This window comes from Saccharothrix deserti (assembly GCF_009769385.1).
GTDB classification, from domain to species: Bacteria; Actinomycetota; Actinomycetes; order Mycobacteriales; family Pseudonocardiaceae; genus Actinosynnema; species Actinosynnema deserti.
The window spans coordinates 204,856-229,002 of sequence record NZ_ML775962.1; the positions used below are offsets into that span (position 1 = coordinate 204,856).

The window sequence follows — 24,147 nt, forward strand, 5'->3', positions numbered from 1 at the left end:
CCAGACAGCCGCTCGGACCCAGCTAACCGGTCGGTCGCGGGTCGGTCAGTTGGCCCTGGCGGCCGGTCGGACCAGGCAGTGGGAGTTGTCCACAGGAGCCGGCCTCACCGCCGAAATTGTCGGCCCCCTCTGGCAAAGTAAAAGCAGGGGTCCCCTTGGCGGGGACCCCTGCGAAGCCGTTGCGGTTCGCCGGTCAGGCGGCCCCAAGCGGCAGCCGGTCGGAGCCGGCTCACATACCGGTCGGCCCGCGCCCCGGCCCGCGTCCGCGCCGCCGCAGGTACCGCTCGAACTCGGCCGCGATGGCGTCACCGCTGGCCTCGGTGATCTGGATCTCCGCGTCCCCGCGCTCCTCCAGCGCCCGCACGTAGTTGCGCACGTCCTCGTCCTCGTCGGCCATCTCGCTGACCGTGCGCTCCCACTCCTCCGCCTGCTCCGGCAGCGCGCCCAGCGGCACCTCGACGTCCAGCACCTCTTCCACCCGGTGCAGCAACGCCAGCGTGGCCTTCGGCGAGGGCGGCTGGGACACGTAGTGCGGCACGGCGGCCCAGAACGAGATCGCCGGCACCCCGGCCTGCACGCACAGGTCCTGGAACACGCCGACGATGCCGGTGGGCCCCTCGTAGCGGGACCGCTCCAGCCCGTACTTCGCCGCCGCCGCCTCGTCGTACGCCGTGCCCGTCACCGGCACCGGGCGCGTGTGCGGAGTGTCCATCAACAGCGCACCCAACGTGACCACGGTGGTCACGCCCAGGTCCTCGATGTGGCCCAGCAGCTCGGCGGCGAACTTCCGCCACCGCATGTTCGGCTCGATCCCGTGCACCAGCACCACGTCGGTGGACGACCCCGGCGGGCGGCAGACCGACAACCGGGTAGTCGGAAATTCAACCCGTCGGGTGACGCCGTCCACCATGCGGACTGTGGGACGAGTCACCTGGAAGTCGTAGTAGTCGTCCGGGTCGATCTCCACCAGCGGCGTCGCATCCCACGTGAGTTGCAGGTGCTCGATCGCCGTGCTGGCGGCGTCGCCAGCATCGTTCCACCCCTCGAACGCCGCCACCATGATCGGATTGGTGAGCGGTTTGCTGGGGTCGAATGGGGTCTGGGCGGCCTCGTCCGGATCGGTCACGGCGTCAGACTACGACCACTGCCGCAGACGTGACGCCGTAGGCTTGGCGCATGTCGGATCGTGTCACGCCCCCTTTCCTGGGCGCGCTCGCCGACCGCGTGGTCGTCGCGGACGGCGCGATGGGCACCATGCTCCAGTCCGCCGACTTGACCTTGGACGACTTCGCAGGTCATGAGGGTTGCAACGAGATCCTGAACGTGACCCGGCCGGATGTCGTGCGGCAGGTGCACCGCGGTTACCTCGAAGCCGGCGCGGACGCCGTGGAGACCAACACCTTCGGTGCGAACCTGGCCAACCTCGCCGAGTACGGCATCGAGGACAAGATCTTCGAGCTGTCACGTCGGGGTGCCGAACTGGCGCGCGAAACGGCCGACGAGTTCGGCGGCAGGTTCGTGCTCGGCTCGGTCGGGCCCGGCACCAAGCTGCCCACCCTCGGGCACGCCCCGTTCGCCACTCTCCGTGACGCCTACGTCGAGCAGGTCAAGGGCCTGCTCGAAGGCGGCGTGGACGCGGTGATCGTGGAAACGTCCCAGGACCTGCTCCAGACCAAGGCCGCGATCACCGGCGCCAAGCGGGCGATGGCCGCGCACGGCGCCACCGTCCCGATCATCGCGCAGGTCACCGTCGAGACGACCGGCACGATGCTGCTCGGCTCGGAGATCGGCGCCGCGCTCACCGCCCTCGAACCGCTGGGCATCGACCTGATCGGGCTGAACTGCGCCACCGGCCCGGCCGAGATGAGCGAACACCTGCGGCAGCTCGCCAAGCACGCCCGCGTGCCGCTGTCGGTCATGCCGAACGCCGGCCTGCCCGAACTGGGCCCGAGGGGCGCGGTCTACCCGCTCGGCCCGGAAGAGCTGGCGCGTGCGCTGTCCGGGTTCGTCACCGAGTTCGGCGTCCGCCTGGTCGGCGGCTGCTGCGGCACGACCGCCGAGCACGTCCGCCAGGTCGTCGAAGCCGTCAAAGACCTCGGGCCCACGCCCCGCCGTCCGCGTCCCGAGCCGGGCGTGTCCTCGCTCTACCAGGCCGTTCCGTTCCGGCAGGACGCGTCGGTGCTGATGGTCGGCGAGCGCACCAACGCCAACGGCTCGAAGGCGTTCCGCGAGGCGATGCTCGCCGGCCGCTACGAGGACTGCGTCGAGATCGCCCGCGACCAGACCCGCGACGGCGCGCACCTGCTCGACCTCAACGTCGACTACGTCGGCCGTGACGGCGTGGCGGACATGCGCGCCCTCGCGACCCGCCTGGCCACCGCGTCCACGTTGCCGATCATGCTCGACTCGACCGAGCCGGACGTGCTCCGGGCCGGGCTGGAGTGCCTGGGCGGGCGCTGCGCGGTGAACTCGGTGAACTACGAGGACGGCGACGGCCCGGACTCCCGGTTCCAGCGGATCATGCGGCTGGTCCGCGAGCACGGCGCGGCGGTCGTCGGCCTGTGCATCGACGAGGAGGGCCAGGCCCGCACCGCCGAGTGGAAGGTCCGGGTCGCGACCCGCCTGATCGAGGACCTGACCGTGAACTGGGGCGTCCGGACCGGCGACATCATCATCGACGCGCTCACCTTCCCGATCTCGACCGGGCAGGAGGAGGTGCGCCGCGACGCCGTCGAGACCATCGAGGCGATCCGCGAGCTCAAGCGCCGCTACCCGGACGTGCAGACGACGCTGGGCATCTCGAACGTCTCGTTCGGCCTCGACCCGGCCGCCAGGCAGGTGCTGAACTCGGTGTTCCTGCACGAGTGCGTGCAGGCGGGCCTGGACACGGCGATCGTGCACGCCTCCAAGATCGTCCCGATGGCGCGCATCCCGGACGAGCAGCGCGCCGTGGCGCTCGACCTGGTCTACGACCGCCGCCGTGAGGGGTACGACCCGCTGCAAAGGCTCATGGAGCTGTTCGAGGGCGTCAGCACGTCGTCGAACAAGGCGTCCCGCGCCGAGGAACTGGCCGCGCTGCCCCTGTTCGCCCGCCTGGAGCGGCGGATCGTGGACGGCGAGCGCAACGGCCTGGAAACCGACCTGGACGCGGCGCTGCGCGAGCGGCCAGCGTTGCAGATCATCAACGACACCCTGCTCGCGGGCATGAAGACCGTCGGCGAGCTGTTCGGCTCCGGCCAGATGCAGCTGCCGTTCGTGCTCCAGTCCGCCGAGGTGATGAAGGCCGCCGTGGCGTACCTGGAGCCGCACATGGAGCGCTCCGACGACGACGGCAAGGGCCGCATCGTGCTGGCCACGGTCAAGGGCGACGTGCACGACATCGGCAAGAACCTGGTGGACATCATCCTGTCCAACAACGGCTACGACGTCGTCAACATCGGCATCAAACAGCCGGTCAACGCCATCCTCGACGCCGCCGAGGAGCACCGCGCCGACGCCATCGGCATGTCCGGCCTGCTGGTCAAGTCCACGGTGGTCATGAAGGAGAACCTGGAGGAGATGAACTCGCGCGGTGTCGCCGCGCGGTGGCCGGTCCTGCTCGGCGGCGCGGCGCTGACCCGCGCGTACGTCGAGAACGACCTCAGCGAGCTGTACCTGGGCGAGGTCCGGTACGCCCGCGACGCGTTCGAGGGCCTGCGGCTGATGGACGCGATCATGGCGGCCAAGCGCGGCGAGACGCCGACGGTCGACCCGGAGGGCGAGCGGAAGGCCGCCGAACGCAAGGCCCGCCGCGAGCGGTCGCTGCGCATCGCCGCCGAGCGCAAGGCCCTCCAGGAGGAACCCACCGCCACCGGCCGCTCGGACGTGGCGGTGGACGTGCCGATCCCGACGCCGCCGTTCTGGGGCACCAGGGTGGTCAAGGGCGTGCCGGTGGCCGAGTACTCGGCGATGCTCGACGAGCGCGCCACGTTCATGGGCCAGTGGGGTCTGAAGGGCTCCCGCGGCGGCAGCGGACCCACCTACGAGGAGCTGGTGGAGACCGACGGCAGGCCCCGGCTGCGGTACTGGCTGGACCGGCTCGCCACCGAAGGCGTGCTGGCGCACGCGGCCGTCGTCTACGGCTACTTCCCGTGCGTGTCCGAGGGCGACGACGTGGTGATCCTGAGCGAGCCCACGGTGGACGCGCCGGAACGCACCCGGTTCACGTTCCCCCGGCAGAAGCGGGACCGGCGGCTCTGCCTGGCCGACTTCTGGCGGCCCCGCGAGGCGGGCGAGGTGGACGTGATCGCGTTCCACCTGGTCACCATGGGGCAGCCGATCGCCGACTACGCCAACGAGCTGTTCGCCAAGGACTCCTACCGCGAGTACCTCGAGGTGCACGGCCTGGGCGTGCAGCTCACCGAGGCGCTGGCCGAGTACTGGCACCGGCGGATCCGCGAGGAACTGCACTGGGCGGACGGCGCGCCGGTCGCGGCGGAGGACCCGGACGACGTGGAGGAGTTCTTCAAGCTCGGCTACCGCGGCGCCCGCTACTCGCTGGGCTACGGCGCGTGCCCGGACATCGAGGACCGCACCAAGATCGTGGAGTTGCTCGAACCCGGCCGGATCGGGGTGGAGCTCTCCGAGGAGTGGCAGCTGCACCCCGAGCAGTCGACGGACGCGTTCGTGGCGCACCACCCGGAAGCCAAGTACTTCAACGCGTGACCACTGGGGGGAAGTCTTAGATGACGGTCGAGGCTGTGCTGTGGGACATGGACGGCACGCTGCTGGACTCGGAGAAGCTGTGGGACATCCCGCTCAACGAGTTCGTGGAGAAGCTGGGCGGCACGCTGTCGCACGAGACCCGGCAGGCGCTGGTGGGCTCCAGCACGGCCCGGACCATGGGGCTGCTGTTCGCCGAGGCGGGTGTCGTGCCGACGGACGAGGACCTCGTCGACGGCGCGGCGTGGATCAGTCGCCGCACCGAGGAGCTGTTCCGCTCCGGCCTGCCGTGGCGGCCGGGCGCGCCCGAGGCGCTGCGCGCGGTGCGGGACTCGGGTGCGCCGATGGCGCTGGTCACGTCGACCGAGCGGCGGCTGACCGAGGTCGCGCTGGACACCATCGGGCGGGACCTGTTCGACGTCACCGTGTGCGGTGACGAGGTCGACGGCCTCAACAAGCCGCTGCCCGAGCCGTACCTGAAGGCCGCACGGCTGCTCGGCGTCGACCCGACCCGCTGCGTCGCGGTCGAGGACTCGCCGACCGGGACGGCTTCCGCGGTGGCGGCCGGGTGCACGGTCCTCGTGGTGCCGTGCGACGTGCCGGTCGAGGAGGGCGAGCGCCGCGTGTTCCGCGAGTCCCTGATCGGGATGGACCTCGTGACGCTCGCCCAACTGCTCGACCGCTGAGCCGCTAGACCGCTGACACCTGCCGGGCTCGGCGCGTGGCCGGGTCGACCAGCAGGCCGAACACCACGCCGAGGCCGAGCCACAGCGTGGCCGTCTCGGCGAGTGAGGCCAACCGGAAGTCCCACAGCACGCTGCCCGGCATGTCCGCCGGGACCGCGTCCGGGGTGGCCGGGAACGCCACCAGCAGCACGACCACCGCCGCCACCACGGCCAACGCCACGGCGGTGCAGCGGACCGGCTGGGACAGGTGGCCCAACCGGGAGGCCAGGTAACTCGCGCCGAACGCGACCAGCAGCCCGGCCGCGATCAACCCCAGGTAGAGCACCGTGCGGTACTCCACCGTGTCCGGGTCACCCACCGCGGGCGGGTTCGCCGGGTACTTCACCGCCGGCAGCAACGCCGCCGTGCCGAACACCGCCGCCGACAGCGTCACCGCCCGGACGAACGGCGCCTTGGACGCGAACCAGCGCCGCGACCCCGCGTACGCGGTGGCGAACAACGCGCCGACGGCGACGCCCACCACCACCGCGGCGAGCACACCACCGACCACCTGCGTGCCGCGGCTGAACAACTCGCCGTGGTCGTGACCGGCGCCGGGCTCGGCCGGTCGTGCCTGTTCGACGGCCAGCGCCGCACGGATCGGCGCCTCGACCACGAACACCCCGACCAGGCCCGCGAGCAGCCCGGACACGGCACCCGCGCCGACACCGCGCAGCAGCAGCCCCTTGTACGTGGGCATGTCGTCCGGCCCTAGTGGCACGGGACGCCGAGCGCGTGGCGCCCGTCGTGGAAGAACTCGTGCACGGTCTCGGCGGCGTGGCCGAGCGCGATGCCGTTCTCCTGGAGCACCAGCCACGTCACGGTCAACGCGACCAGTGCGACGGCGTAGGCCCATTTGGGAATGGGAGTGACCCATTCGTCGGTAACTGCGGGGGTGTGCGCGGGGCTCGTCATGACGGCCTCCTCCATACCTCGTGGAAGGTCAACAACAACTCGCGCCGCAGCCGGTCTCCTGACTCCCGGATCGACACCGTCCCCGCGTCTTCCCAGCCGCTCCACGCGACCAGTGACGTTCTCGGCGGGTTGGCTCCCCGGTCACAGTGGCGAGGACCGCGCCGGATTCACACCGGCTTCCCGTCCACTGCGGCGCCCGAACCGTAGATGTCGATCGTGGGCCGGCACAACCGACCAGACGAGTTGTCGTCTTCGTCACGCCCCGGGGTCAGCGGGACGGCAGCGGGCAGTCGCCGCAGGTACCGCCGCCGTCGAGGCGGTAGTACAGGCAGCAGCTGCGCCGCCGGAACACGACCTCGCCGGGGAACGGGATGAACTCGCCGGTGCCCTTCAGCGGCGGGTCGGCGAACAGCTCCTCGCCCAACGCCACGCAGTCCGTCGCCATCCCGCTGCGGCTGATCGTGCGCAGCGCGCCCGCCATGGACGACGCCGCGTTGCCCCACAGCAGACCGCGCGCCACCGGCGTTGTCGAGCGCACCGCCTCCACCACCGGCTCCAGCGACTCGGCGATGTCCGTGCCCCCGACCGGATCCTTGAGGCGGACCTGGAGGCCGTCCGGGCCGTACCGCCACCACAGGTTGGCGGGCCGGATGTCGGGCGCGACCCCGTCGACCGCGCGTGCGGCGACCACCGGGGACAGCAGGCGGGCGGTGTAGCTCAGGAAGAACAGCGACGCGGCCACCCGCCGTTCGGACGTGCGGTACCGGGCGGCGATCCGGTCGAGCGCGTCGGGCAGGGCGGGGCCGTCCAGCAGCTCCGCGCCGTCGTGCCAGCCGCCGTCGGGCCGGCCGACGTCCAGGGCGAAGAACGGACTCAGGCCGCGGATCTGCCGCAGGGTGGCCAGGACTCGGGCGAACTCGGACACGTGGCCTAGTCTGCCGCCGTGGACGCACTGGGGTTGGGACTGGCCCTCGGCTTGGCCGCGAGCATCAGCCCCGGCCCGCTGTTGGTGCTGGTGGTGACGTCGGCGTTGCGCTCGGGCTGGAGGGCAGGCGCGCTGACCGCCTGCGCGCCGCTGTTGTCGGACGCCGTGGTCGTCGCCGTGACCCTGCTCCTGCTGGACCGCCTGCCCGCGCGGGCGCTGGGCGTGCTCGGGGTCGTGGGCGCGGTGTTCGTGGTGTGGAGCGGCGTGCAGACCGTCCGGGAGGCGCGGTCGGCTTCGCTGAACAGCACTCGTCCCGCGCCGGCCGAGCAAGCCGAAGCCGAGCAAACCGAGCACGCTGAGCAAGCCGAAGGCCATGCTTCGCAGGGGGCGCCGCCCAGGGGAACCCTGAATTCAATTCTACCGACGAGGTCCGACAATTCCGGTGCCCTTTCCGGCGCCGTCGCGCTCTCCCTGCGCCGAGCGGTGCTGGTGAACGTGCTCAGCCCGCACCCGTGGATCGCGTGGGCGACCGCGCTCGGCCCGCTGACCATCACCACCTGGCGTGAGTCGGCCGGCGCGGGCGCGGCGCTGCTGATCGGGTTCTACCTGACCCTGGTCGGCGGCAAAGTCGTGATCGCGCTGCTCGTCGCACGCGGGCGCCGCCACCTGGGCGACACCGGCTACCGCCGCGCACTCACCTGCGCCGGCGTGCTGCTCGTGCTCGCGGGCGTCGCGATGGGCGTCGAGTTCGCGTCCATCTGAACGCGCCGAACGAGCGGACACCGAATTACGGATGACACGCCCGCCGGCGTACCGATATGACCGACGAATGACCGACGAAATGTTCCTCGACCACGTCGCCGACCGGTTGGCCGCCCTGCCCGCCGTGCGCGCGGTCACCCTCGGCGGGTCGCGCGCCCAGGGCACCCACACCCCGGACAGCGACTGGGACTTCGCCGTCTACTACCGGGGCGGCTTCGACCCGGCCGACCTGCGCGCGGTCGGCTGGGAGGGCGAGGTCTCGGAACTCGGCGGTTGGGGCGGCGGAGTCTTCAACGGCGGCGCGTGGCTCACCGTCGACGGCCGGCGCGTCGACGTCCACTACCGCGACCTCGACGTGGTCGAACACGAACTGGCCGAAGCCGAGCAGGGCCGCTTCCACTGGGAGCCGCTGATGTTCCACCTCGCCGGCATCCCCAGCTACCTGATCGTCGGCGAACTCGCGCTGAACACGGTGCTGCGCGGCGGCCTCCCCCGCCCCACTTACCCGGAAAAGCTGCGTGCGGCGGCCCCGCCGGTGTGGCGCGGCAGGGCGGCCATGACGCTGCAGTACGCCCTCGCCGCGCACGCCCCGCACGGCCGGCTCGCCGAAGTCGCGGGCGCCCTGGTCACCGCCGCGATGCAGACGGCGCACGCGGTGCTGGCGGCACGCGGTCAGTGGACGACGAACGAGAAGCGACTGCTGGAACGGGCCGGTCTGCGCGGTGTCGACGCGATCGTGGCCGGGCTGCGGCCGGAGCCCGAGGCGCTGACAAGGGCGATCACCGAGGCGGAAGAGCTGTTCCAGACGGCCACCTAGTCGGCCGTGGGTTTCAGGGGATGTAGAACGTCATCAGGTCACCGCGCACCGGCGGGAACAGGGTGTGCATCAGGTCGGCGTTCGGGCCCGGGTAGACGTCCGGGAACCGGGCGGTCAGGCCCTTGAGGCCGTGCGGGCCGAACAGCAGTGACGCCAGCATGTCCGGGGCCACGCCCGCACCGCCCGCCGCGCCCGGCGCCTGCATGGTGCCGCCCGGCACGATCGGGCCGACCTCGCCCGCCTTGAACGGCAGCCGCACGTGCGAGCGGTAGAACGAGACCACCGCCTCGCCCTCCCGGTCGGCGAAACCGCCGTCCGCCAACCGCTTCCCGAACACCGGCCGCAGGTGCTCCAGCAGCGCGATCGGGTCACCGATCCGCACGTAGTACGAACTCGCGTCCTCCGGCGCGGGCCCGAGGAACGGCTCCAACGCCTCACCCGCGACCGTGCCCGGCCGCTCGTTCATCTCGGTGGCCCCGGTCAACGCCAGCAGCGCGTGCGCCGCGGCCTCGTCCACCGCCGCCGCCTCGCACAGCCGTGCGCCCTCCTCCGGTGGGGTGGTGCGACCGGTGGCGACCGGCACGCCGTCCCGCTCCACCAGCCACTCCGTGCTGCCGTCCCGCGCCACCAACCACCGCCACAGGCCGGGGGAGTGCGGCATCCGCAGGTCGGCACGGCCCTGCTCGGCGTCCTGGAGGCGGACCATGGTCGGGATGTCGTCCGCTGTGGCCTCACGCAGGGTGTGACCGGCGCCGTCGGGCCGACCTGTCACCGGCCGGGTGGCCGAGATCGGGATCGCGTAGGTGTAGCCGAACTGGCGGTAGAAGTACGGGATGCCGAGCATCACGTTCACCAGCTGACCGCGTGCGGCGGACCGTTCGTGCGCCCAGCCCATCAACGCGCGCACCAGCCCCCGGCCCTCGTAGGCGCGGTCGGTCGCGACCAGTTCGACCTGGCCCGCCGGGATCTCCAGCCCGTTGAGCACCAGCGTCTCGTCCAGCAGGGTCGCGGTGGACACGACCTTGTCACCGTCGACGACGACCGCGCACGCCTCCCAGCCCGCGTCCGGGTCCTCGACCACCAGGCGGTGGTCCACCGCGTCCGCCGGCTCACCCCGGTCGGTCAGCAGCGCGCCGATCTGGTCGAGGTCTTCCGGGCGCGCGGTCCGCAGCACCAGCCCATCGGTCATCGGTGCAGTGTCTCGGTGTGTCCCAGGTCGCGCCATCGGATTTTCGGTGGCGGTCCGGCCCGCGCCACCGCAGAATCCGCCCATGTCCTGGCTCCCCGCTGACTTCGCCCACCCGACCCGCGCCCCGCTCGACGCCGAACACCACCTGCGGCCCATCCGCGAGTCCGATGTGGACATCGACTACCCGGCCGTGATGGGTTCGCGGGAGCGGCTGTGGTCGCTGTACGGCGAGAAGTGGGGCTGGCCGCCCGCCGACATGCCCCACGAGGACGACCGCGTCGACCTGGCCCGGCACGAACGCGAGCAGGACGCGCACGAGTCGTTCAACTACGCCCTGTTCAACGCCGACGAGACCGAGCTGCTCGGGTGCGTCTACATCGACCCGGCCGACGACGCGCGGATCTCGTGGTGGGTCGTGGACGAGTACGTCGACACGGACCTGGAACGCGCGCTGGACGCGTTCGTGCCGAAGTGGATCGCCGAGGCGTGGCCCTTCACCAGCCCGGAGTACGGGATCTAGTGCGGTGACCACGTACGAGTCCTGCGGAACCGTGCGACACCCCGCCGCTCACAACACCGTTGGTCGGTGACTTGGGGCAGTCGTGTGCGGGAGTGTTCAGCGTCTTCCTGCGTGCTGAGACGAGCGGTGGTCCATGCGGCGGTTATGGGTTGTCGGAGTCGGCGTGCTGACCACTCTCGTGCTGCCGGTGACCGTCAACATCGCCACGGACACAAGGCCGTCCCGCGATACGTTTCCCTCTTCGTGATCGCACTTTCTTGCGGAGCGGTGGGCGCCCTGGGTGCATTTGCGGGAGACCCCGTACTCGGCGCTGTCTCTGCGGCGATTGCGGTACTTGTGACTTTTCTCCTCCACTGGGCGAAGCTCGGTGACGACTCGGCTCCGTCGGTGAATCCGCGCCGCTCCCGCGGCACCACGCTCAGGCTACTCCGAGCGATGCTCAAGGAGTTCGTGTCCGCACTGGCGGGTGGCATCATTATCGGTCTTCTGATGGGTTGGCTTTTGCCCTGGGAAGCGGGTGGGACGGCTTCCGGGGCGGGCTTGTGATGGGGTGTTGTCGCAGGCTGGGGATACGGCCTCGGGCGCGGGCTCGCCCGACCGTTCGACGGAAGCGACGGCCTGCCCATTGACGTCTCACGGGCCGCCGGCCCGGCTTCCGTGCTACGCGGCAACAGGAAGGCGACACTGGTGAGCGGTCTGACCGTCGGAATGGTGGGCGGGTTGTTCCTGGTGGCTGCAGAAAGCGTCGTAGCTTTCCCTGTTGCCCGGCTCTCCGGGTACGATCTCTCCGGTTATGACTTCGGCGCCGAGTTCGACGAATCTCTCCTGTCGGCCTTCGTGATATTTTCCCTCGTTTTTACATGCAGCTTTACGGTGGGGGACTGGTTCGAGTATCTCGTGGCCAAGTTGTGGTTGGCCGGCCGGGGTGTGCTGCCGTTGCGGCTGATGCGATTTCTTGACGACGCTCACCACCGAGGTGTGCTGCGCCAGGTTGGCGCGACCTATCGCTTCCGGCACGCCCGCCTGGAGAGCATGCTGGCCGCTCGCGTCGAACCTCGAGGGCTCGGGATATCGGCGAGAAACCCTCCGGCCCCTTCTGATCAAGCTTCGTGATGGTGTACCGCTCGAAAAGTCGTCGTCTGCGTGCCCTGGTCCGCGACGCGCGGCCGGTCCCGGTCTGACCGGGGTCCTGCCTGCCCGCGGCCGTTCGGGGGATGCGAGGATCAGACCCCGTGAAGACCTTCGACGAGCTGTTCGCCGAGCTGAGCGAACGCGCACGCACCCGCCCTGAGGGCTCCGCCACCGCCGCGGCTCTGGAGGCCGGGGTGCATGCGCAGGGCAAGAAGGTGCTGGAGGAGGCGGGCGAGGTCTGGATCGCCGCGGAGCACGAGTCCGACGAGCGCCTGGCCGAAGAGGTCTCCCAGCTGCTGTACCGCGTGCAGGTGCTGATGCTCGGCCGCGGGCTGACTCTCGAAGACGTCTACAAGCACCTGTGATCCTGGAGGCGGCGACGCTCGACGTCCGCCCCGGTCTGGAGGCGGACTTCGAGCACGCGTTCGGGGAGGCACGTGAGCTGATCGCGCGGTCGCCCGGGTTCGTCTCGCTGGACCTGCGGCGCTCGGTCGAGCGGCCGTCCCGGTACCTGCTGCTGGTGGGGTGGGAACGGCTGGAGGACCACACGGTCGGTTTCCGCGAGGGGCCGCTGTACCCGCGCTGGAAGGCGCTGCTGCACCACTTCTACGAGCCGTTCCCGACCGTCGAGCACTACCGCGAGGTCTGAGGTCAGCGGTCGCGCTGCCGGTGCCGTTGCAGCAGCTCGATGACCTGGTCGTCCGTGGTCTGGTCGAAGTACTCGTAGAACCGGCTGACCGCCCGGAAGTCGATGCGCGGGAGCGGGCACACCACCATGTCGGCGTCGGCGCGGAGTGCCGCCACCGAGTCCGCCGCGCCCACCGGCACGGCCAGCACCAGGCGGCGCGGGTCGTGGCCGCGGGCTTCGCGCAGCGCGGCGCGAGCGGTGACGCCGGTGGCCAGGCCGTCGTCCACGACCAGCACGTCACGGCCTTCGAGTCGCATCACGTCGTTCCCGTACAGCTCCAGCCGCCGCCGGGCCTCACGCTGTTCGGCCTCGCACGTCCTGGCCAGGTCGGCGGGGGTGAGGCCGAGGGTGCGCAGGGCGTGTTCGTCGAAGATCGGATCGCCCTCGGCGGTGACCGCACCGATGCCGAACTCGGGGTGGCCGGGTGCGCCGATCTTGCGTGCGACGGCCACGCCCAGTTCACCGCCCAGCGCCGAGGCGACCTCGAACGCGACCGGCACCCCGCCGCGGGCGAGGCCGAGCACCAGGGGATCTGTCCACGTCTCGCCGGCCAGCTCGCGGGCGAGCACCCGGCCGGCGTCGGATCGGTCCTTGAACCTCACGCCTTCCATGGTGCGCGTGTTGTGCGCGGACTGCGACCAGCGTCAGCGCTCCCGGACGAACAGCGACTGCGCGGTCCGCCCCGGCCGCTCCACCGACGCCGTCACGGTCAGCTCCGCCACCGGCACCGGCACCTCGAACACCACCCGCGACAGCAACGTCTCCGGCCGTGGCGCGCACCGCTCCAACGCCCGCACCAGCAGCGCCGACGGCGGCTCCAGGTGCCGGCTCTCGTTGCTGCACGGCCCGGGGGTGTGCCCGGTGGAGGCGAACCGGTCGTCGTCGAGCCGCTCGTAGAACGCGTCCACCAGTCGGCGCTCCATCAATCGGCTCGGTCCAACACCGTCTCCACCCCCGCGTCCGGCTCCGGCCAGCCCGGGTACGGCGGCGGTGTGCCGTCGAACGCCGGGCACAGCGCCTTGTGGTCGCAGTAGTCGCACAGCCTGCTCGGGTTCGGCCGGAAGTCGCCGGACTTCGCCGCGCGCAGGATGGCGTCCCAGATCGCCTCCAGCGTGCGCTCGAACCGGGTCAACTCCGCCTCGTCCGGCTGGTAGGCCAACGCCTGCCGGTCGGCCAGGTACATCAGCCGCAGCTGGCGCGGCACCTCGCCGCGCAGCCGCCACAGCACCAGCGCGTAGAACTTCATCTGGAACAACGCCTTGGCCTCGCCGATCTCGCGCGGCGCGGCGCCCGTCTTGTAGTCGACCACCCGGATCTCACCGGTCGGCGCCACGTCAACGCGGTCGATGTACCCGCGCAGCAGCACACCAGACGGCAGTTCCCACTCGACCAGCAGCTCGCGCGCGTCGGCGTCGAACCGGCGCGGGTCCTCCAGGCCGAAGTAGCCGTCCAGCAGGCCCTCCGCCGAGGCCAGCCACTCCTCCTGCTCCGGATCGCCCTCGGCGAACAGCTCCGCGAACTCCGGCCGCTCCGCCCGAACCCGCTCCCACGCCGGACCCACCAGCGCCCGCGCCGTCTCCGGCACCCGTTCGGCGGCGGGCAGCCCGAACAGGTCCTCCAGCACCGCGTGCACCACCGTGCCGCGCACCTGCGCTCTGGTCGGCTTCTCCGGCAACCGGTCGACGGCGCGGAAGCGGTAGAGCAGCGGGCACTGCTTGAAGTCGCCCGCTCGCGAGGGCGACAGCGCGGGCCTGCGAACAGGGCGCTCGGTGATCGTCGGCACTGCCATGGCCAGAACGATAGGCCAACCCCCCGACAAGATCGTTCCACGCACAGCGCCCACGGTGGTCAAACGGTGGCGTGTCCGTAGTCCCGCAGAGCGAGCTTGCTGCTGATGTCCTTGCCTGCCTTGAGCATGAGGTTGAGCAGGAATCGGTTGCCCAGCAAGCCGTTGCGCATGTGCAGGGCGAACTTGCTCGGCGGTGCCAGGAACTTCCCCGTGCGGTCACCACCTCGCTGGCACCCTTCCGCATAACCGCGCATGACGTCCTCGTAGCGCCGGTACGCGGCCTCGTGGTCGCCGTCCGCCGAGGCCAGTTCGCCCGCGAGCACGTAGGCGCCGACGATGGCGGTACCCGCGCCCATCCCGCCGATGGTGGCGCCGTGGGCGGCGTCCCCGACCAGCGCGACACGGCCCCGTGACCAGGGCTGGACGTCCACCCGGCTGATCGAGTCGAAGTACAGCTCCGTCGTGTGCTCCAGGGACGCCAGCAGCCGGGGCGTCTCCCAGCCCAACCCGCCGAACGCGTCGGTGAGCAACTTGCGCTGCCGGGCCAGGTCACGCCGGTCGTAGTGCAGGCGAGGTGACCTGAAGGCCACGAACGCGCCCGGCCGGTCCTGGTCGCCGCCGGTGGAGACGAGCCGTCCCGGCACGTTGTAGCTCAACGGCTCGAACGGGCCGCCGAGGTGGTCGGGCAGGTCCCAGCTCGCGACGTAGTAGCCGAGGTGGCTGACGAACCGCTCCTCCGGACCGAAGACGAGGCCGCGGACGCCCGAGTGGATCCCGTCGGCGCCGATGACCAGGTCGAACGTGCGCTGGGCCCCGGAGGTGAACGTCACGTCGACCCCGTGGGACGTCTCGGTCAACCCGGCGATGGAGTCGCCGAAGACGTAGTTCGCGAGGCCCTTGCTGTGCTCGTGCAGCACCCGCGAGAGGTCCGACCGCAGCACCTCCAACTCGCCTCCCGCGAAGTCCGCCGGCAGGTGGAGCAGGGTGCGCCCGTGCTCGTCGACGAACGTCATCGGGCTGCCGCCGGTCTGGATCTCACGCAGGCGGCCGAGCACGCCCATGCGTTCCAGCACCGTCATGTGGGTCTCGCCGCGGAAGTCCACGGCCGCGCCGCCGCCGCGCAGCGCGGGAGCGATCTCCACGACGGTCGGCTCGAAGCCGTGACGCGCCAGCCAGTAGGCCAGCGCCGGTCCCGCGACGCTCGCGCCCGAGATGAGGACCTGCTTGTTCGACATCGCCACCCCTAAACTGTGTCCACTGGAAGCAATTGCTTTTGTGTATGGTAGACACAGTTATTCGGCACGGGCAACCACGGAGGTGGCGATGGACTTGGCGGGCAGCCTCGAACTCCTGTGGGGTGACCGTCCGGGACCACGTCGCGGTCCCAAGCCCGCGCTCAGCCACGAACTCATCGCACGGACCGGCATCGGGATCGCCGACGCCGAAGGGCTGGCCGCCGTCTCGATGCAGCGCGTCGCCGCGGAACTGGGCTTCACCAAGATGTCCCTCTACCGCTACGTGCCCGGCAAGTCCGAGCTGGTCGCGCTCATGGCCGACCTGGCGATGGGCGCACCGCCCGCCGATCTGGGCGACGGCGACTGGTGCGACCGGCTCCGCGCGTGGACGCTGGCGCTGCTACCCGGTTTCCTGCGGCACCCGTGGGTCCTGGAGGTCACCACGGGTCCGCGCGTCGTCGGGCCCAACGAGCTGGCCTGGATGGAATCCGCGCTCGCCGTGCTCGACGGCACCGGCCTGGGCGGCGCCGAGCGGATGGACGCGCTGTCCGTGCTCGCCGGACACGCCCGCAACATCGCCCAGCAAGTGGCCACAACACCCGGCGGCGACCCCGGCACGCAACTCGGCGCGATCCTGTTCGAGGTAGTGCGCGAGCGAGGGGACCGTTACCCCGCCGTGCAGGCGGCGTTGACGGAGTCGATGGACGAGGGCGGTCAGGACAAGGGCCTCGACTTCGGCCTGGACCTCATCCTCGACGGCCTGCGCGCCCGCGTCGCAACCCGCGCCCGCTGGCCGACCAGCCACGATTCAACGACACTGCCGGCCACCCCCACCAAGATCAGCGACCCGTAACGCCCGCACAGCCCTCGCCGCGAGGTCGCCGTCGATCGTTCGCGACTCATTTTCCGGCGATCACGCTTTTCGATCGCCGGAAAATCAGGCGCGAGCGGTCGACCTCCCGGGCGACCGAGCCCGTCGTCTGCGGAGCAGCGACAATTCAACACAGCAATCCAACACAGGCAATACAACACTTCTACACCCCGGCCCCTAGGCTCTGCCCGTGGCGACGACGGGGAGTTGGCGGCGGCAGGTGGGTCGGGACGGCGGGCTGCCGTTGTTCCGCGCGGCCGGGATACCGGTGCTGCTCGCGCCGTCGTGGTGGCTCGGCTCGGCGGCCATCGTCGTGCTGTACGCGCCGCTGGTCGGCCAGATCGCGCCCGGCACGGGCGGGCTGACCGGCGTGGTCCTCGCCGCCACCTTCGCGATCTTCCTCGGCCTCTCGGTCCTGGCGCACGAACTCGGTCACAGCCTGGTCGCGCTGCGCTTGGGCCTGCCGGTGCGCCGGCTGCGGCTGTTCCTGCTCGGCGGCGTGTCCGAGGTGATGCGCACCCCGACCCGCCCCGGCCACGAGGGCGCGATCGCCGCCGCCGGACCGATCGTCTCGATCATCCTGGCCGGCATGTTCGCCCTGGCAGCCTCCGCCATCCCGCAGCCGGACGCCATCTGGCTGCTGATCGCGCAAACCGCCTTCGCCAACGCCGCCGTCGCCGTGTTCAACCTGCTCCCGGGCCTGCCCCTGGACGGTGGCCGCATCCTGCGTGCGGGCGTCTGGGCCGTCACGGGCCGCCGCGCGTCGGGCACGAAGGCCGCCGTCATCGGTGGCGGTGTCGTGGCCGCGCTGCTCGTCGTGTGGGCCGTCTGGGGTGTGCTGGAGAACGCCGAGGACCGCTGGATCCGCTTCGGCGTGTGCCTGCTGACCGCGTGGTTCGTGCTGGCCGGCGCACGTGGCGAGTTCACCGCCGAGCGCCGGAGCACCTGGCCGGACGGCCTGACGCTGGGCGAGCTCGTCCGCCCCGTGCTCCAACTGCCCGCCGAGAGCCCAGTGTCGGGCGCGCTCACCGCGTCCGCCGGCCGGGGCGTGGTCCTGGTACGCGCGGACGGTGTCGCGGCCGGACTGCTCGACCGGGAGATGGCCCGCCGCCTGGCCAGCACCTCGCCGCACGCGCCGGCCGAGCAGGCGGCCGTGCCGATCCGGCCGGAGACCGTGCTCCTGGAGAACGAGACCGGCGCGGAGGTGGTGGAACGCGTGCACGGCACCGCAGCCTGGGAGTACCTGGTGGTCGACCTCGAAGGACGGCCCGCGGGCGTGCTGCGCCGCGAAGACCTCAAGGCCGCGCTGGACCGCCGCTGACCTGGCCGCCGCTGACCTGGCCGCCGCCGACCTGGCCGCCCCTGGCCTGGCCGCCGCCGAGCAACCCGGCCTCCTGCGCCAGGATCGCCGCCTGCACCCGCGACCGCAGGTCCAGCTTCGTCAGCACCCGCGACACGTGCGTCTTCACCGTCGTCTCGCCGATGTGCAGCTTTCGCCCGATCTGGTGATTCGACAGGCCTTCACCGAGGCAGCGCAGCACATCCACCTCGCGCTCGGTCAACGAGTCCAACCCGGCCGGGCGCGATCGGGGCGCGGCCGAGGCGAACTCCCGCATCACCCGCCGCGTCACGCTCGGCGCGAGCACACCGTCACCGGCCGCGACCTGCCGCACCGCTTCCACCAGCGCGGGCGCCTCCACCGACTTGAGCAGGAATCCCGCCGCACCGGCCCGCAGCGCGCCGTGCACGTACTCGTCCAGGTCGAACGTGGTCAGCACCAGCACCTCGCACACGCCGCCGAGCTGCCTGGTCGCCTCGATGCCGTCCACACCGGGCATCCGGATGTCCATCAGCACCACGTCCGGCTTGAGCCGCGTCGCCAGCCGCACCGCCGCCGCGCCGTCCGCGGCCTCGCCGACCACCTCGACGTCGTCCGCGCCGCTGAGGATCATCACCAGGCCCGCGCGGATCGCCGCGTGGTCGTCGGCCACCAGCACCCGGATCACCGAGGGGGTCACAGCGGGAACTCCGCCCGCACGACCCAGTCGCCGTCGCCGTCCCGGCCCGCCGTGAACGTCCCGCCGACCACGTGGGCGCGTTCCGCCATGCTCACCAACCCGGTTCCCGACCCCTCCGGCCCACCTCGGGCCTCGTTGCGCACGACCACCACCAACCGCCTGATCTGCCGTTCCAGCACCACCGACGTGCGTGCGCCGGGCGCGTGCTTCAACGCGTTGGTCAACGCCTCCTGCACGATCCGGTACGCCGCGACGTCCACCCCCACCGGCAGCTCGTCCACGTCCGCGCCGCGGAACTCCACCTCCAGCCCGCCCGCGGCGGCCGACTCGACCAGCCTGCCCACGTCCGCCAGCCGCACCGCCACCGGTTCGTCCACCGGCTCGTCGGCCCGCAGCACGTCGATCATCATCCGCATCTCGGTCAACGACCGCACGCTGTTCTCGCGCACCGACTTCAGCACCGTCCGCACCGTCTCCGGATCGCCCTCGCGCATCGACAGCACCGCCTCGGACTGGATCGCGATCGCCGACAGGTGCCCGGCGACCACGTCGTGCAGGTCGCGGGCCATCCGGTTGCGCTCGGCGTTCACCGCGGCCCGCCGGTCCAGCTCCGCGATGCGGGTGATCTGCTCGGCGCTCTCCCGGTGCTGCCGCACGTTCGTCGCCCACCACACCGGCACCACCAGCAGCGAGAACACCTGCAACCCGGCGTAGAACGACAGCCGCCAGTCACCCATCACCGCGACCACCACCGTGACGCCGACCGTCGCCACCGCCACCGCACCGACGAGCGTCCGGTGCAACGCGCGCGACCCGTGCAGCGACGTCACGAACAGCACATCTATGAACACCATCAGCACCGGCATGCTCAGGCCGGCGTACATGTCGACCACCGTGGCACCCGTGACCACGACCAACGCCACCCACGGCGAACTGCGGCGGAACATCTGACCGGCGCACGCCACCGCCAGTGCCGCCACCCGGATCCCGAAAGGCGTGTCCGCGCCCGCACCGCCGAGCACCAGGTCCATGCCGAGGTGGTGGACCAGCAGCCCCACCGCGAGGAAGGCCACCGCGACCAGCACGTCACGGCGTCTCGGGGCGTTCACACCGGTCATCACAGCACACGGCCGGCGGACCGGGCGTCCTACGAACTGATGACGCGTGATCGATCGGCCCGACGACGCGCCGGCGTGCCCGCGGACCGCAGGCTTCAAGGCGTGGTTGAACCGCTGGTCGTCCTCATCGTGGCGTGCGAGATCGGGTTCTGGGTCGTGCTGGGCGCCGGGCTGCTGGCCCGGTACGCGCTGCGGATGCGCAGACTCGGCGCGGTCCTGCTGGTCTGCACCCCGTTGGTGGACGTGGTGCTGCTCGTCGCGACGGTCTTCGACCTGAGGGCGGGGGGTGAGGCGAAGACGGTCCACGGGATCGCCGCGATCTACCTGGGGATGAGCGTGGCGTTCGGGCACAGCATGTTGCGGTGGGCCGACCAGCGGGTGGCCCACCGGTTCGCCGGTGGGCCACCGCCGACCAAGCCGCCCCGGGAAGGACCGGCGAAGGTCCGCTACGAGTGGCGCGAGTGGGGCAAGTTCGCGCTGGCCTGGGCCATCGCGTGCGGGGTGATGCTGCTGCTGATGTACGTGGTCGGCACGCCCGAGCGCACGCAGGTGCTGTGGGGGCAGATGCGCCTGATGACGATCGTCGGCGTGGTCTGGCTGCTCGGCTGGCCCGTCTGGCACACGGTCGGGGAAGTGATCAACGGCAAGCCCGCCGAGAAGGTCACCGACAAGGGGGAGTGATGCGGGAGATCGTCGGAATCATCATGCTCGTGCCGCAGGGGCTGGTGCCCCTCGTGCTCATGGCGCTGGACGTGGACAGCGAGAGCTGGTTCGTGGTGATGCACCTGCCGCCGTGGGCCAGGCTGCCCGCCGCGCTCGGGTTCGTCGTCGTCGGCGCGGCGCTGACCTACTCGGGGATGCGTTCGGAGAAGTCCCGCCAGTAGGCCGCCACGGGACGCGTGCGGCTGTCGTGCGACCATCGTGCGCTGTTGACACGCGTTTTAGCAGGAGGTTCGCCGCGGTGAGCACCGCCAGTGGTCCGTTCCAACCGGGTGACCGGGTGCAGTTGACCGACCCGAAGGGACGGCACTACACGATCGTGCTCGAACCGGGCAAGGAGTACCACACCCACCGCGGCGCGTTGTCGCACGACAAGCTGATCGGGCAGCCCGAGGGGTCCGTCGTCGTCTCCGTCGGCGGCACGTCGTTCCTGGCGCTGCGGCCCCTGCTGGCCGACTACGTGCTGTCCATGCCGCGCGGCGCGCAGGTGATCTACCCCAAGGACGCCGCCCAGATCGTCATGTACGGCGACGTGTTCCCCGGCGCGCGGGTGCTGGAGGCGGGGGCCGGATCGGGCGCGCTGACCTGCTCGTTGCTGCGCGCGGTGGGGGAGAAGGGCAGCGTGACGTCGTACGAGGTCCGCCAGGACCACGCCGACCACGCCATCCGCAACGTCGAGCAGTTCTTCGGCGAACGGCCGGGCAACTGGTCGCTGACCGTGAGCGACGTCAACGAGCACGAGGGCGAGGTCGACCGGGTCATCCTCGACATGCTCGCGCCGTGGGACGTGCTGCCCGCCGTGTCCCGCAGCCTCATCCCGGGCGGCGTGCTCGTGGTGTACGTGGCGACCACAACCCAGCTGTCGAAGGTCACCGAGGCGATCCGGGAGCAGCAGCACTGGACCGAGCCGCAGGCGTGGGAAACCCTCGTCCGGCCGTGGCACGTGGTGGGCCTGGCGGTGCGGCCGGAACACCGGATGATCGCGCACACCGCGTTCCTGCTCACCACCCGCAGGCTCGCCGACGGCGTCACCCCGCCCCGGCCGCAGCGCCGCCCGTCCAAGGGCTGACCGACACGCTGAACAGCGAAAACGGCCCCGCGCGCCAGGCGTGCGGGGCCGTTCGGTCTTCGTGGGGGATCAGCTCTTCGGGCAGGCGACCCAACCGTTGTCGGTCTTCTTGAGCGGCAGCTCGTCGCTCTGGTCCTTCACGTATTCCTTCATGCTCTCCGGCACGCCGGTGAACTTGAGCGAGACGGTGGCGGTGGCCTCGGTGTCGCTCTTCTCCTCGACCTTGTCGAGGGTCAGGTTGACCTTGATGTTCTTCGCCTCTTCCTGGGCCTTCTGGACCTGCTCCTTGAACTCCGGGGGCAGGTTCTCGAGCTCCTTCTCCAGCTCCGCGGCGAAGGCGCCCGGGTCGGTGGCCTTCTTGATGTCCTCGATCGTGCCCTGCTTCTCGGTGCAGGTCAGGGCGGTGAGCTTGTCGAAGTCACGCGAGTTGACGGCCGCGACGTAGCCGTCGGCGGCGTCCTTCGCGGTGCTGTTGCCGCCACCGCCCAGCGTCATGATCAAGACCACCACCACGCCGATCACGACGACGGCGCCGACGCCGCCCAGGATCCACGGGAGGGGGCTCTTCTTGCGCGGCGCGCCGTAAGGGTCGCCGAAACCACCCGGTTGGCCGTAACCGGGCTGGTTGAACTGGCCGGGCTGGCCGTAAGGCTGCTGGCCGTAATCGGGCTGACCAGGCTGTCCGGGCTGACCCGGACCCGGCTGACCGGGCTGCGGGTAGCCGCCCGGAGGCGTGCCGTAGCCGGGCTGCTGCCCACCCTGTGGGAAGCCCTGGCCGGGCGGCGGATATCCGCCGGGCTGCTGGCCGTACCCCGGCTGCTGGCCGAATTGGCCTGGTTGCTGGCCAAATTGACCCGGCTGCTGACCGTAGGGACCCGGCTGCTGCGGCGGGACGGACATCACGTTCTCCTAGAACTTTCCGCTGGTGGCAGTGGACACTGCCCGGACCACTCACGTGGGACTCGTACTGGACGCACGGTAGCGGGTAGGAGGTACCGGTTGACACCGGTATGGAGCAGTTGGTCCGGCCGAGCGGGCGGTTGTGTGATCACACGACGCCCGGGAACTCGCTGGGTGGCGGCTTTTGTCGGTGATCGCCGGTACCGTTGTGGGACGAACACGGGAGGAGGGTGCCGACATGCAGCACGGTCATCCCGGCAGCCAGCCCGATGAGGGTGGCGAGCTGAACAAGGGCAACAACTCTGGTGAGCTGACTGCGCAGATCCGGTTCCTCGAGGACGAGATCGCATTGCTGCGCCGCAAGTTGACGGAATCCCCACGACACGTCCGGCTGCTGGAGCAGCGGTTGGCGGAGGCGACGGAGCGCGTCAGCCAACTGACCGAGCGCAACACGAAGCTCATCGACACCCTTCGAGAAGCACGGAGCCAACTCCTCGCGCTGCGCGAGGAAGTGGACCGACTCGCCCAGCCGCCCAGCGGCTACGGCGTGTTCCTGGGGCGGTTCGAGGACGGCACGGTGGACGTGTTCACCTCCGGCCGTCGCATGCGGGTCTCGGTCTCGCCCGCGGTCGAGACGCCGTCGTTGGTCCTGGGCCAGTCGGTGCGCCTCAACGAGGCGTTGACCGTGGTCGAGGGCGGCGACTTCGAGCGCACCGGCGAGGTCTGCACGCTGCGTGAGGTGTTGCAGTCCGAAACCGCCGACAGCTCGATCGGCCGCGCCCTGGTCGTGGGCCACGCCGACGAGGAGCGGGTCGTCTGGCTCGCTCAGCCCCTGATGGACTCGCCGTTGAAGGCGGGCGACTCCCTGCTGGTCGACTCGAAGGCGGGCTTCGCGTACGAGCGCGTGCCGAAGGCCGAGGTCGAGGACCTGGTGCTGGAGGAGGTGCCCGATGTCAAGTACGAGGACATCGGCGGCCTGTTCCGGCAGATCGAGCAGATCCGCGACGCCGTGGAGCTGCCGTTCCTGCACGCCGACCTGTTCCGCGAGTACAAGCTCCGCCCACCGAAGGGCGTGCTGCTGTACGGCCCTCCCGGCTGCGGGAAGACGCTCATCGCGAAAGCGGTGGCGAACTCCCTGGCCAAGCAGGTCAGCGCCGCCCGTGGCGAGGACCACCGCGAAGCCAAGAGCTACTTCCTCAACATCAAGGGTCCCGAACTGCTCAACAAGTTCGTGGGCGAAACCGAGCGCCACATCCGGCTGATCTTCCAGCGGGCCAGGGAGAAGGCCTCCGAGGGCACCCCGGTGATCGTGTTCTTCGACGAGATGGACTCGATCTTCCGGACCCGCGGCAGTGGTGTGTCGTCGGACGTCGAGACCACGATCGTGCCCCAGCTCCTCAGCGAGATCGACGGCGTCGAGGGCCTGGAGAACGTGATCGTGATCGGCGCCTCCAACCGCGAGGACATGATCGACCCGGCCATCCTGCGTCCCGGCCGGCTCGACGTGAAGATCAAGATCGAGCGCCCGGACGCCGAAGGCGCGAAGGACATCTTCAACAAGTACCTCACGCCCGACCTGCCGTTGCACGCCGACGACCTGGCCGAGTTCGGCGGCGACCCGGTGGCCTGCATCGACGGCATGGTGCAGCACACGGTCGAGCGGATGTACGAGGAGTCCGAGGAGAACCGGTTCCTCGAGGTCACCTACGCCAACGGTGACAAGGAGGTCCTGTACTTCCGGGACTTCAACTCGGGCGCCATGATCCAGAACATCGTCGACCGCGCGAAGAAGGCGGCCATCAAGAGCCTGCTGGACACCAAGCAGCCGGGCTTGTCGGTGCGCCACCTGCTGGACGCGATCGTGGACGAGTTCGCCGAGAACGAGGACCTGCCCAACACCACGAACCCGGACGACTGGGCCAGGATCTCGGGCAAGAAGGGCGAGCGGATCGTCTACATCCGCACGCTCGTGACCGGTAAGAACCAGGAGTCGGGTCGAGCCATCGACACGGCCACGAACACCGGCCAGTACCTGTAAACACCACCGCCACGAC

Annotated in this window: 26 protein-coding genes and 1 riboswitch; of the genes, 14 read left to right on the forward strand and 12 right to left on the reverse strand. The window is 70.7% G+C overall.

What is annotated here, in order from left to right; all coding sequences use genetic code 11:
• Positions 1–229 precede the first annotated feature (229 nt).
• Positions 230–1,126, reverse strand: coding sequence for a PAC2 family protein (locus FM051_RS07905; protein WP_077009162.1), 897 nt, complete (start codon positions 1,124–1,126; stop codon positions 230–232).
• Positions 1,127–1,176: 50 nt separating this feature from the next.
• Here FM051_RS07905 and metH point away from each other — a divergent pair, with 50 nt between their 5' ends.
• Positions 1,177–4,704 (forward strand): methionine synthase, encoded by a 3,528-nt coding sequence (metH, locus tag FM051_RS07910; RefSeq protein ID WP_158842232.1) that lies wholly within the window; start codon positions 1,177–1,179, stop codon positions 4,702–4,704.
• A 20-nt stretch (positions 4,705–4,724) separates the two neighbouring features.
• Positions 4,725–5,387, forward strand: coding sequence for an HAD family hydrolase (locus tag FM051_RS07915; RefSeq protein ID WP_158842234.1), 663 nt, complete (start codon positions 4,725–4,727; stop codon positions 5,385–5,387).
• Positions 5,388–5,391: 4 nt separating this feature from the next.
• On the opposite strand, the gene FM051_RS07920 is transcribed toward FM051_RS07915, so the two are convergent.
• The 3 genes from FM051_RS07920 to FM051_RS07930 all read right to left on the reverse strand — a co-directional run bounded on the left by FM051_RS07920 (position 5,392) and on the right by FM051_RS07930 (position 7,266).
• On the reverse strand, positions 5,392–6,126 hold the full coding sequence (locus tag FM051_RS07920) for a CbtA family protein (protein WP_158842236.1): 735 nt from the start codon (positions 6,124–6,126) through the stop codon (positions 5,392–5,394).
• 11 nt (positions 6,127–6,137) lie between these two features.
• Positions 6,138–6,341 carry a CbtB-domain containing protein gene (locus FM051_RS07925; protein WP_158842238.1) on the reverse strand — a complete coding sequence of 68 codons (204 nt, stop codon included), beginning with the start codon at positions 6,339–6,341 and terminating at the stop codon, positions 6,138–6,140.
• A 31-nt stretch (positions 6,342–6,372) separates the two neighbouring features.
• Positions 6,373–6,548: riboswitch (cobalamin riboswitch) on the reverse strand.
• A gap of 61 nt (positions 6,549–6,609) precedes the next feature.
• Positions 6,610–7,266 (reverse strand): (2Fe-2S)-binding protein, encoded by a 657-nt coding sequence (locus FM051_RS07930; RefSeq protein WP_158842240.1) that lies wholly within the window; start codon positions 7,264–7,266, stop codon positions 6,610–6,612.
• A gap of 18 nt (positions 7,267–7,284) precedes the next feature.
• Between FM051_RS07930 and FM051_RS07935 the strand changes: the two genes are divergently transcribed.
• Both FM051_RS07935 and FM051_RS07940 read left to right on the forward strand, forming a co-directional pair.
• Complete coding sequence (locus tag FM051_RS07935; RefSeq protein ID WP_158842242.1) at positions 7,285–8,028, forward strand: LysE family transporter; 744 nt, start codon at positions 7,285–7,287, stop codon at positions 8,026–8,028.
• A 67-nt stretch (positions 8,029–8,095) separates the two neighbouring features.
• Positions 8,096–8,845, forward strand: a complete 750-nt coding sequence (locus FM051_RS07940) for a nucleotidyltransferase family protein (RefSeq protein ID WP_158842244.1) — start codon at positions 8,096–8,098, stop codon at positions 8,843–8,845.
• A gap of 13 nt (positions 8,846–8,858) precedes the next feature.
• On the opposite strand, the gene FM051_RS07945 is transcribed toward FM051_RS07940, so the two are convergent.
• The gene (locus FM051_RS07945) at positions 8,859–10,034 is read right to left on the reverse strand and encodes a GNAT family N-acetyltransferase (RefSeq protein ID WP_158842246.1); all 1,176 of its coding nucleotides are present in this window, start codon (positions 10,032–10,034) and stop codon (positions 8,859–8,861) included.
• 82 nt (positions 10,035–10,116) lie between these two features.
• Between FM051_RS07945 and FM051_RS07950 the strand changes: the two genes are divergently transcribed.
• The 4 genes from FM051_RS07950 (at position 10,117) to FM051_RS07965 (ending at position 12,334) form a co-directional block, all read left to right on the forward strand.
• The gene (locus tag FM051_RS07950) at positions 10,117–10,554 is read left to right on the forward strand and encodes a GNAT family N-acetyltransferase (RefSeq protein WP_158842248.1); all 438 of its coding nucleotides are present in this window, start codon (positions 10,117–10,119) and stop codon (positions 10,552–10,554) included.
• Positions 10,555–11,241: 687 nt separating this feature from the next.
• On the forward strand, positions 11,242–11,667 hold the full coding sequence (locus FM051_RS07955) for a hypothetical protein (protein ID WP_158842250.1): 426 nt from the start codon (positions 11,242–11,244) through the stop codon (positions 11,665–11,667).
• A gap of 119 nt (positions 11,668–11,786) precedes the next feature.
• The gene (locus tag FM051_RS07960; protein ID WP_033434999.1) at positions 11,787–12,050 is read left to right on the forward strand and encodes a phosphoribosyl-ATP diphosphatase; all 264 of its coding nucleotides are present in this window, start codon (positions 11,787–11,789) and stop codon (positions 12,048–12,050) included.
• On the forward strand, positions 12,047–12,334 hold the full coding sequence (locus FM051_RS07965) for an antibiotic biosynthesis monooxygenase family protein (protein ID WP_158842252.1): 288 nt from the start codon (positions 12,047–12,049) through the stop codon (positions 12,332–12,334). The genes FM051_RS07960 and FM051_RS07965 overlap by 4 nt, the downstream gene beginning before the upstream one ends.
• A gap of 2 nt (positions 12,335–12,336) precedes the next feature.
• On the opposite strand, the gene FM051_RS07970 is transcribed toward FM051_RS07965, so the two are convergent.
• From FM051_RS07970 to FM051_RS07985, 4 genes are read right to left on the reverse strand one after another with little or no spacing between them, the layout of a single operon-like run.
• Positions 12,337–12,984: a phosphoribosyltransferase gene (locus FM051_RS07970; protein ID WP_158842253.1), complete on the reverse strand. Its 648-nt coding sequence runs from the start codon at positions 12,982–12,984 to the stop codon at positions 12,337–12,339.
• A gap of 33 nt (positions 12,985–13,017) precedes the next feature.
• Positions 13,018–13,296, reverse strand: a complete 279-nt coding sequence (locus FM051_RS07975; RefSeq protein WP_158842254.1) for an acyl-CoA thioesterase domain-containing protein — start codon at positions 13,294–13,296, stop codon at positions 13,018–13,020.
• The gene (locus FM051_RS07980) at positions 13,296–14,162 is read right to left on the reverse strand and encodes a RecB family exonuclease (RefSeq protein ID WP_158842255.1); all 867 of its coding nucleotides are present in this window, start codon (positions 14,160–14,162) and stop codon (positions 13,296–13,298) included. The genes FM051_RS07975 and FM051_RS07980 overlap by 1 nt, the downstream gene beginning before the upstream one ends.
• A gap of 59 nt (positions 14,163–14,221) precedes the next feature.
• Positions 14,222–15,397 carry an FAD-dependent monooxygenase gene (locus FM051_RS07985; RefSeq protein WP_158842387.1) on the reverse strand — a complete coding sequence of 392 codons (1,176 nt, stop codon included), beginning with the start codon at positions 15,395–15,397 and terminating at the stop codon, positions 14,222–14,224.
• 88 nt (positions 15,398–15,485) lie between these two features.
• Between FM051_RS07985 and FM051_RS07990 the strand changes: the two genes are divergently transcribed.
• On the forward strand, positions 15,486–16,250 hold the full coding sequence (locus FM051_RS07990; RefSeq protein ID WP_158842256.1) for a TetR/AcrR family transcriptional regulator: 765 nt from the start codon (positions 15,486–15,488) through the stop codon (positions 16,248–16,250).
• Positions 16,251–16,488: 238 nt separating this feature from the next.
• Complete coding sequence (locus tag FM051_RS07995) at positions 16,489–17,589, forward strand: site-2 protease family protein (RefSeq protein WP_162470688.1); 1,101 nt, start codon at positions 16,489–16,491, stop codon at positions 17,587–17,589.
• On the opposite strand, the gene FM051_RS08000 is transcribed toward FM051_RS07995, so the two are convergent.
• The gene (locus tag FM051_RS08000; protein ID WP_274383507.1) at positions 17,564–18,286 is read right to left on the reverse strand and encodes a response regulator; all 723 of its coding nucleotides are present in this window, start codon (positions 18,284–18,286) and stop codon (positions 17,564–17,566) included. The genes FM051_RS07995 and FM051_RS08000 overlap by 26 nt on opposite strands.
• On the reverse strand, positions 18,283–19,395 hold the full coding sequence (locus tag FM051_RS53060) for a sensor histidine kinase (RefSeq protein ID WP_274383509.1): 1,113 nt from the start codon (positions 19,393–19,395) through the stop codon (positions 18,283–18,285). The genes FM051_RS08000 and FM051_RS53060 overlap by 4 nt, the downstream gene beginning before the upstream one ends.
• Positions 19,396–19,506: 111 nt before the next feature.
• Here FM051_RS53060 and FM051_RS08010 point away from each other — a divergent pair, with 111 nt between their 5' ends.
• The 3 genes from FM051_RS08010 (at position 19,507) to FM051_RS08020 (ending at position 21,193) form a co-directional block, all read left to right on the forward strand.
• On the forward strand, positions 19,507–20,085 hold the full coding sequence (locus tag FM051_RS08010) for a hypothetical protein (RefSeq protein WP_158842259.1): 579 nt from the start codon (positions 19,507–19,509) through the stop codon (positions 20,083–20,085).
• Positions 20,085–20,288 carry a hypothetical protein gene (locus FM051_RS08015; protein ID WP_158842260.1) on the forward strand — a complete coding sequence of 68 codons (204 nt, stop codon included), beginning with the start codon at positions 20,085–20,087 and terminating at the stop codon, positions 20,286–20,288. Before FM051_RS08010 ends, FM051_RS08015 begins: the two co-directional genes overlap by 1 nt.
• Positions 20,289–20,365: 77 nt before the next feature.
• Positions 20,366–21,193, forward strand: a complete 828-nt coding sequence (locus FM051_RS08020) for a tRNA (adenine-N1)-methyltransferase (RefSeq protein WP_158842261.1) — start codon at positions 20,366–20,368, stop codon at positions 21,191–21,193.
• 69 nt (positions 21,194–21,262) lie between these two features.
• Here FM051_RS08020 and FM051_RS08025 read toward each other — a convergent pair whose 3' ends face one another.
• A complete protein-coding gene (locus tag FM051_RS08025; protein ID WP_158842262.1) occupies positions 21,263–22,093 on the reverse strand; it encodes an Rv0361 family membrane protein in 831 nt (276 codons plus the stop codon).
• 238 nt (positions 22,094–22,331) lie between these two features.
• Between FM051_RS08025 and arc the strand changes: the two genes are divergently transcribed.
• Entirely contained in the window at positions 22,332–24,131 is a 1,800-nt protein-coding gene (arc, locus tag FM051_RS08030; RefSeq protein ID WP_158842263.1) for a proteasome ATPase, read from the forward strand.
• The last annotated feature ends 16 nt before the right edge of the window (positions 24,132–24,147 follow it).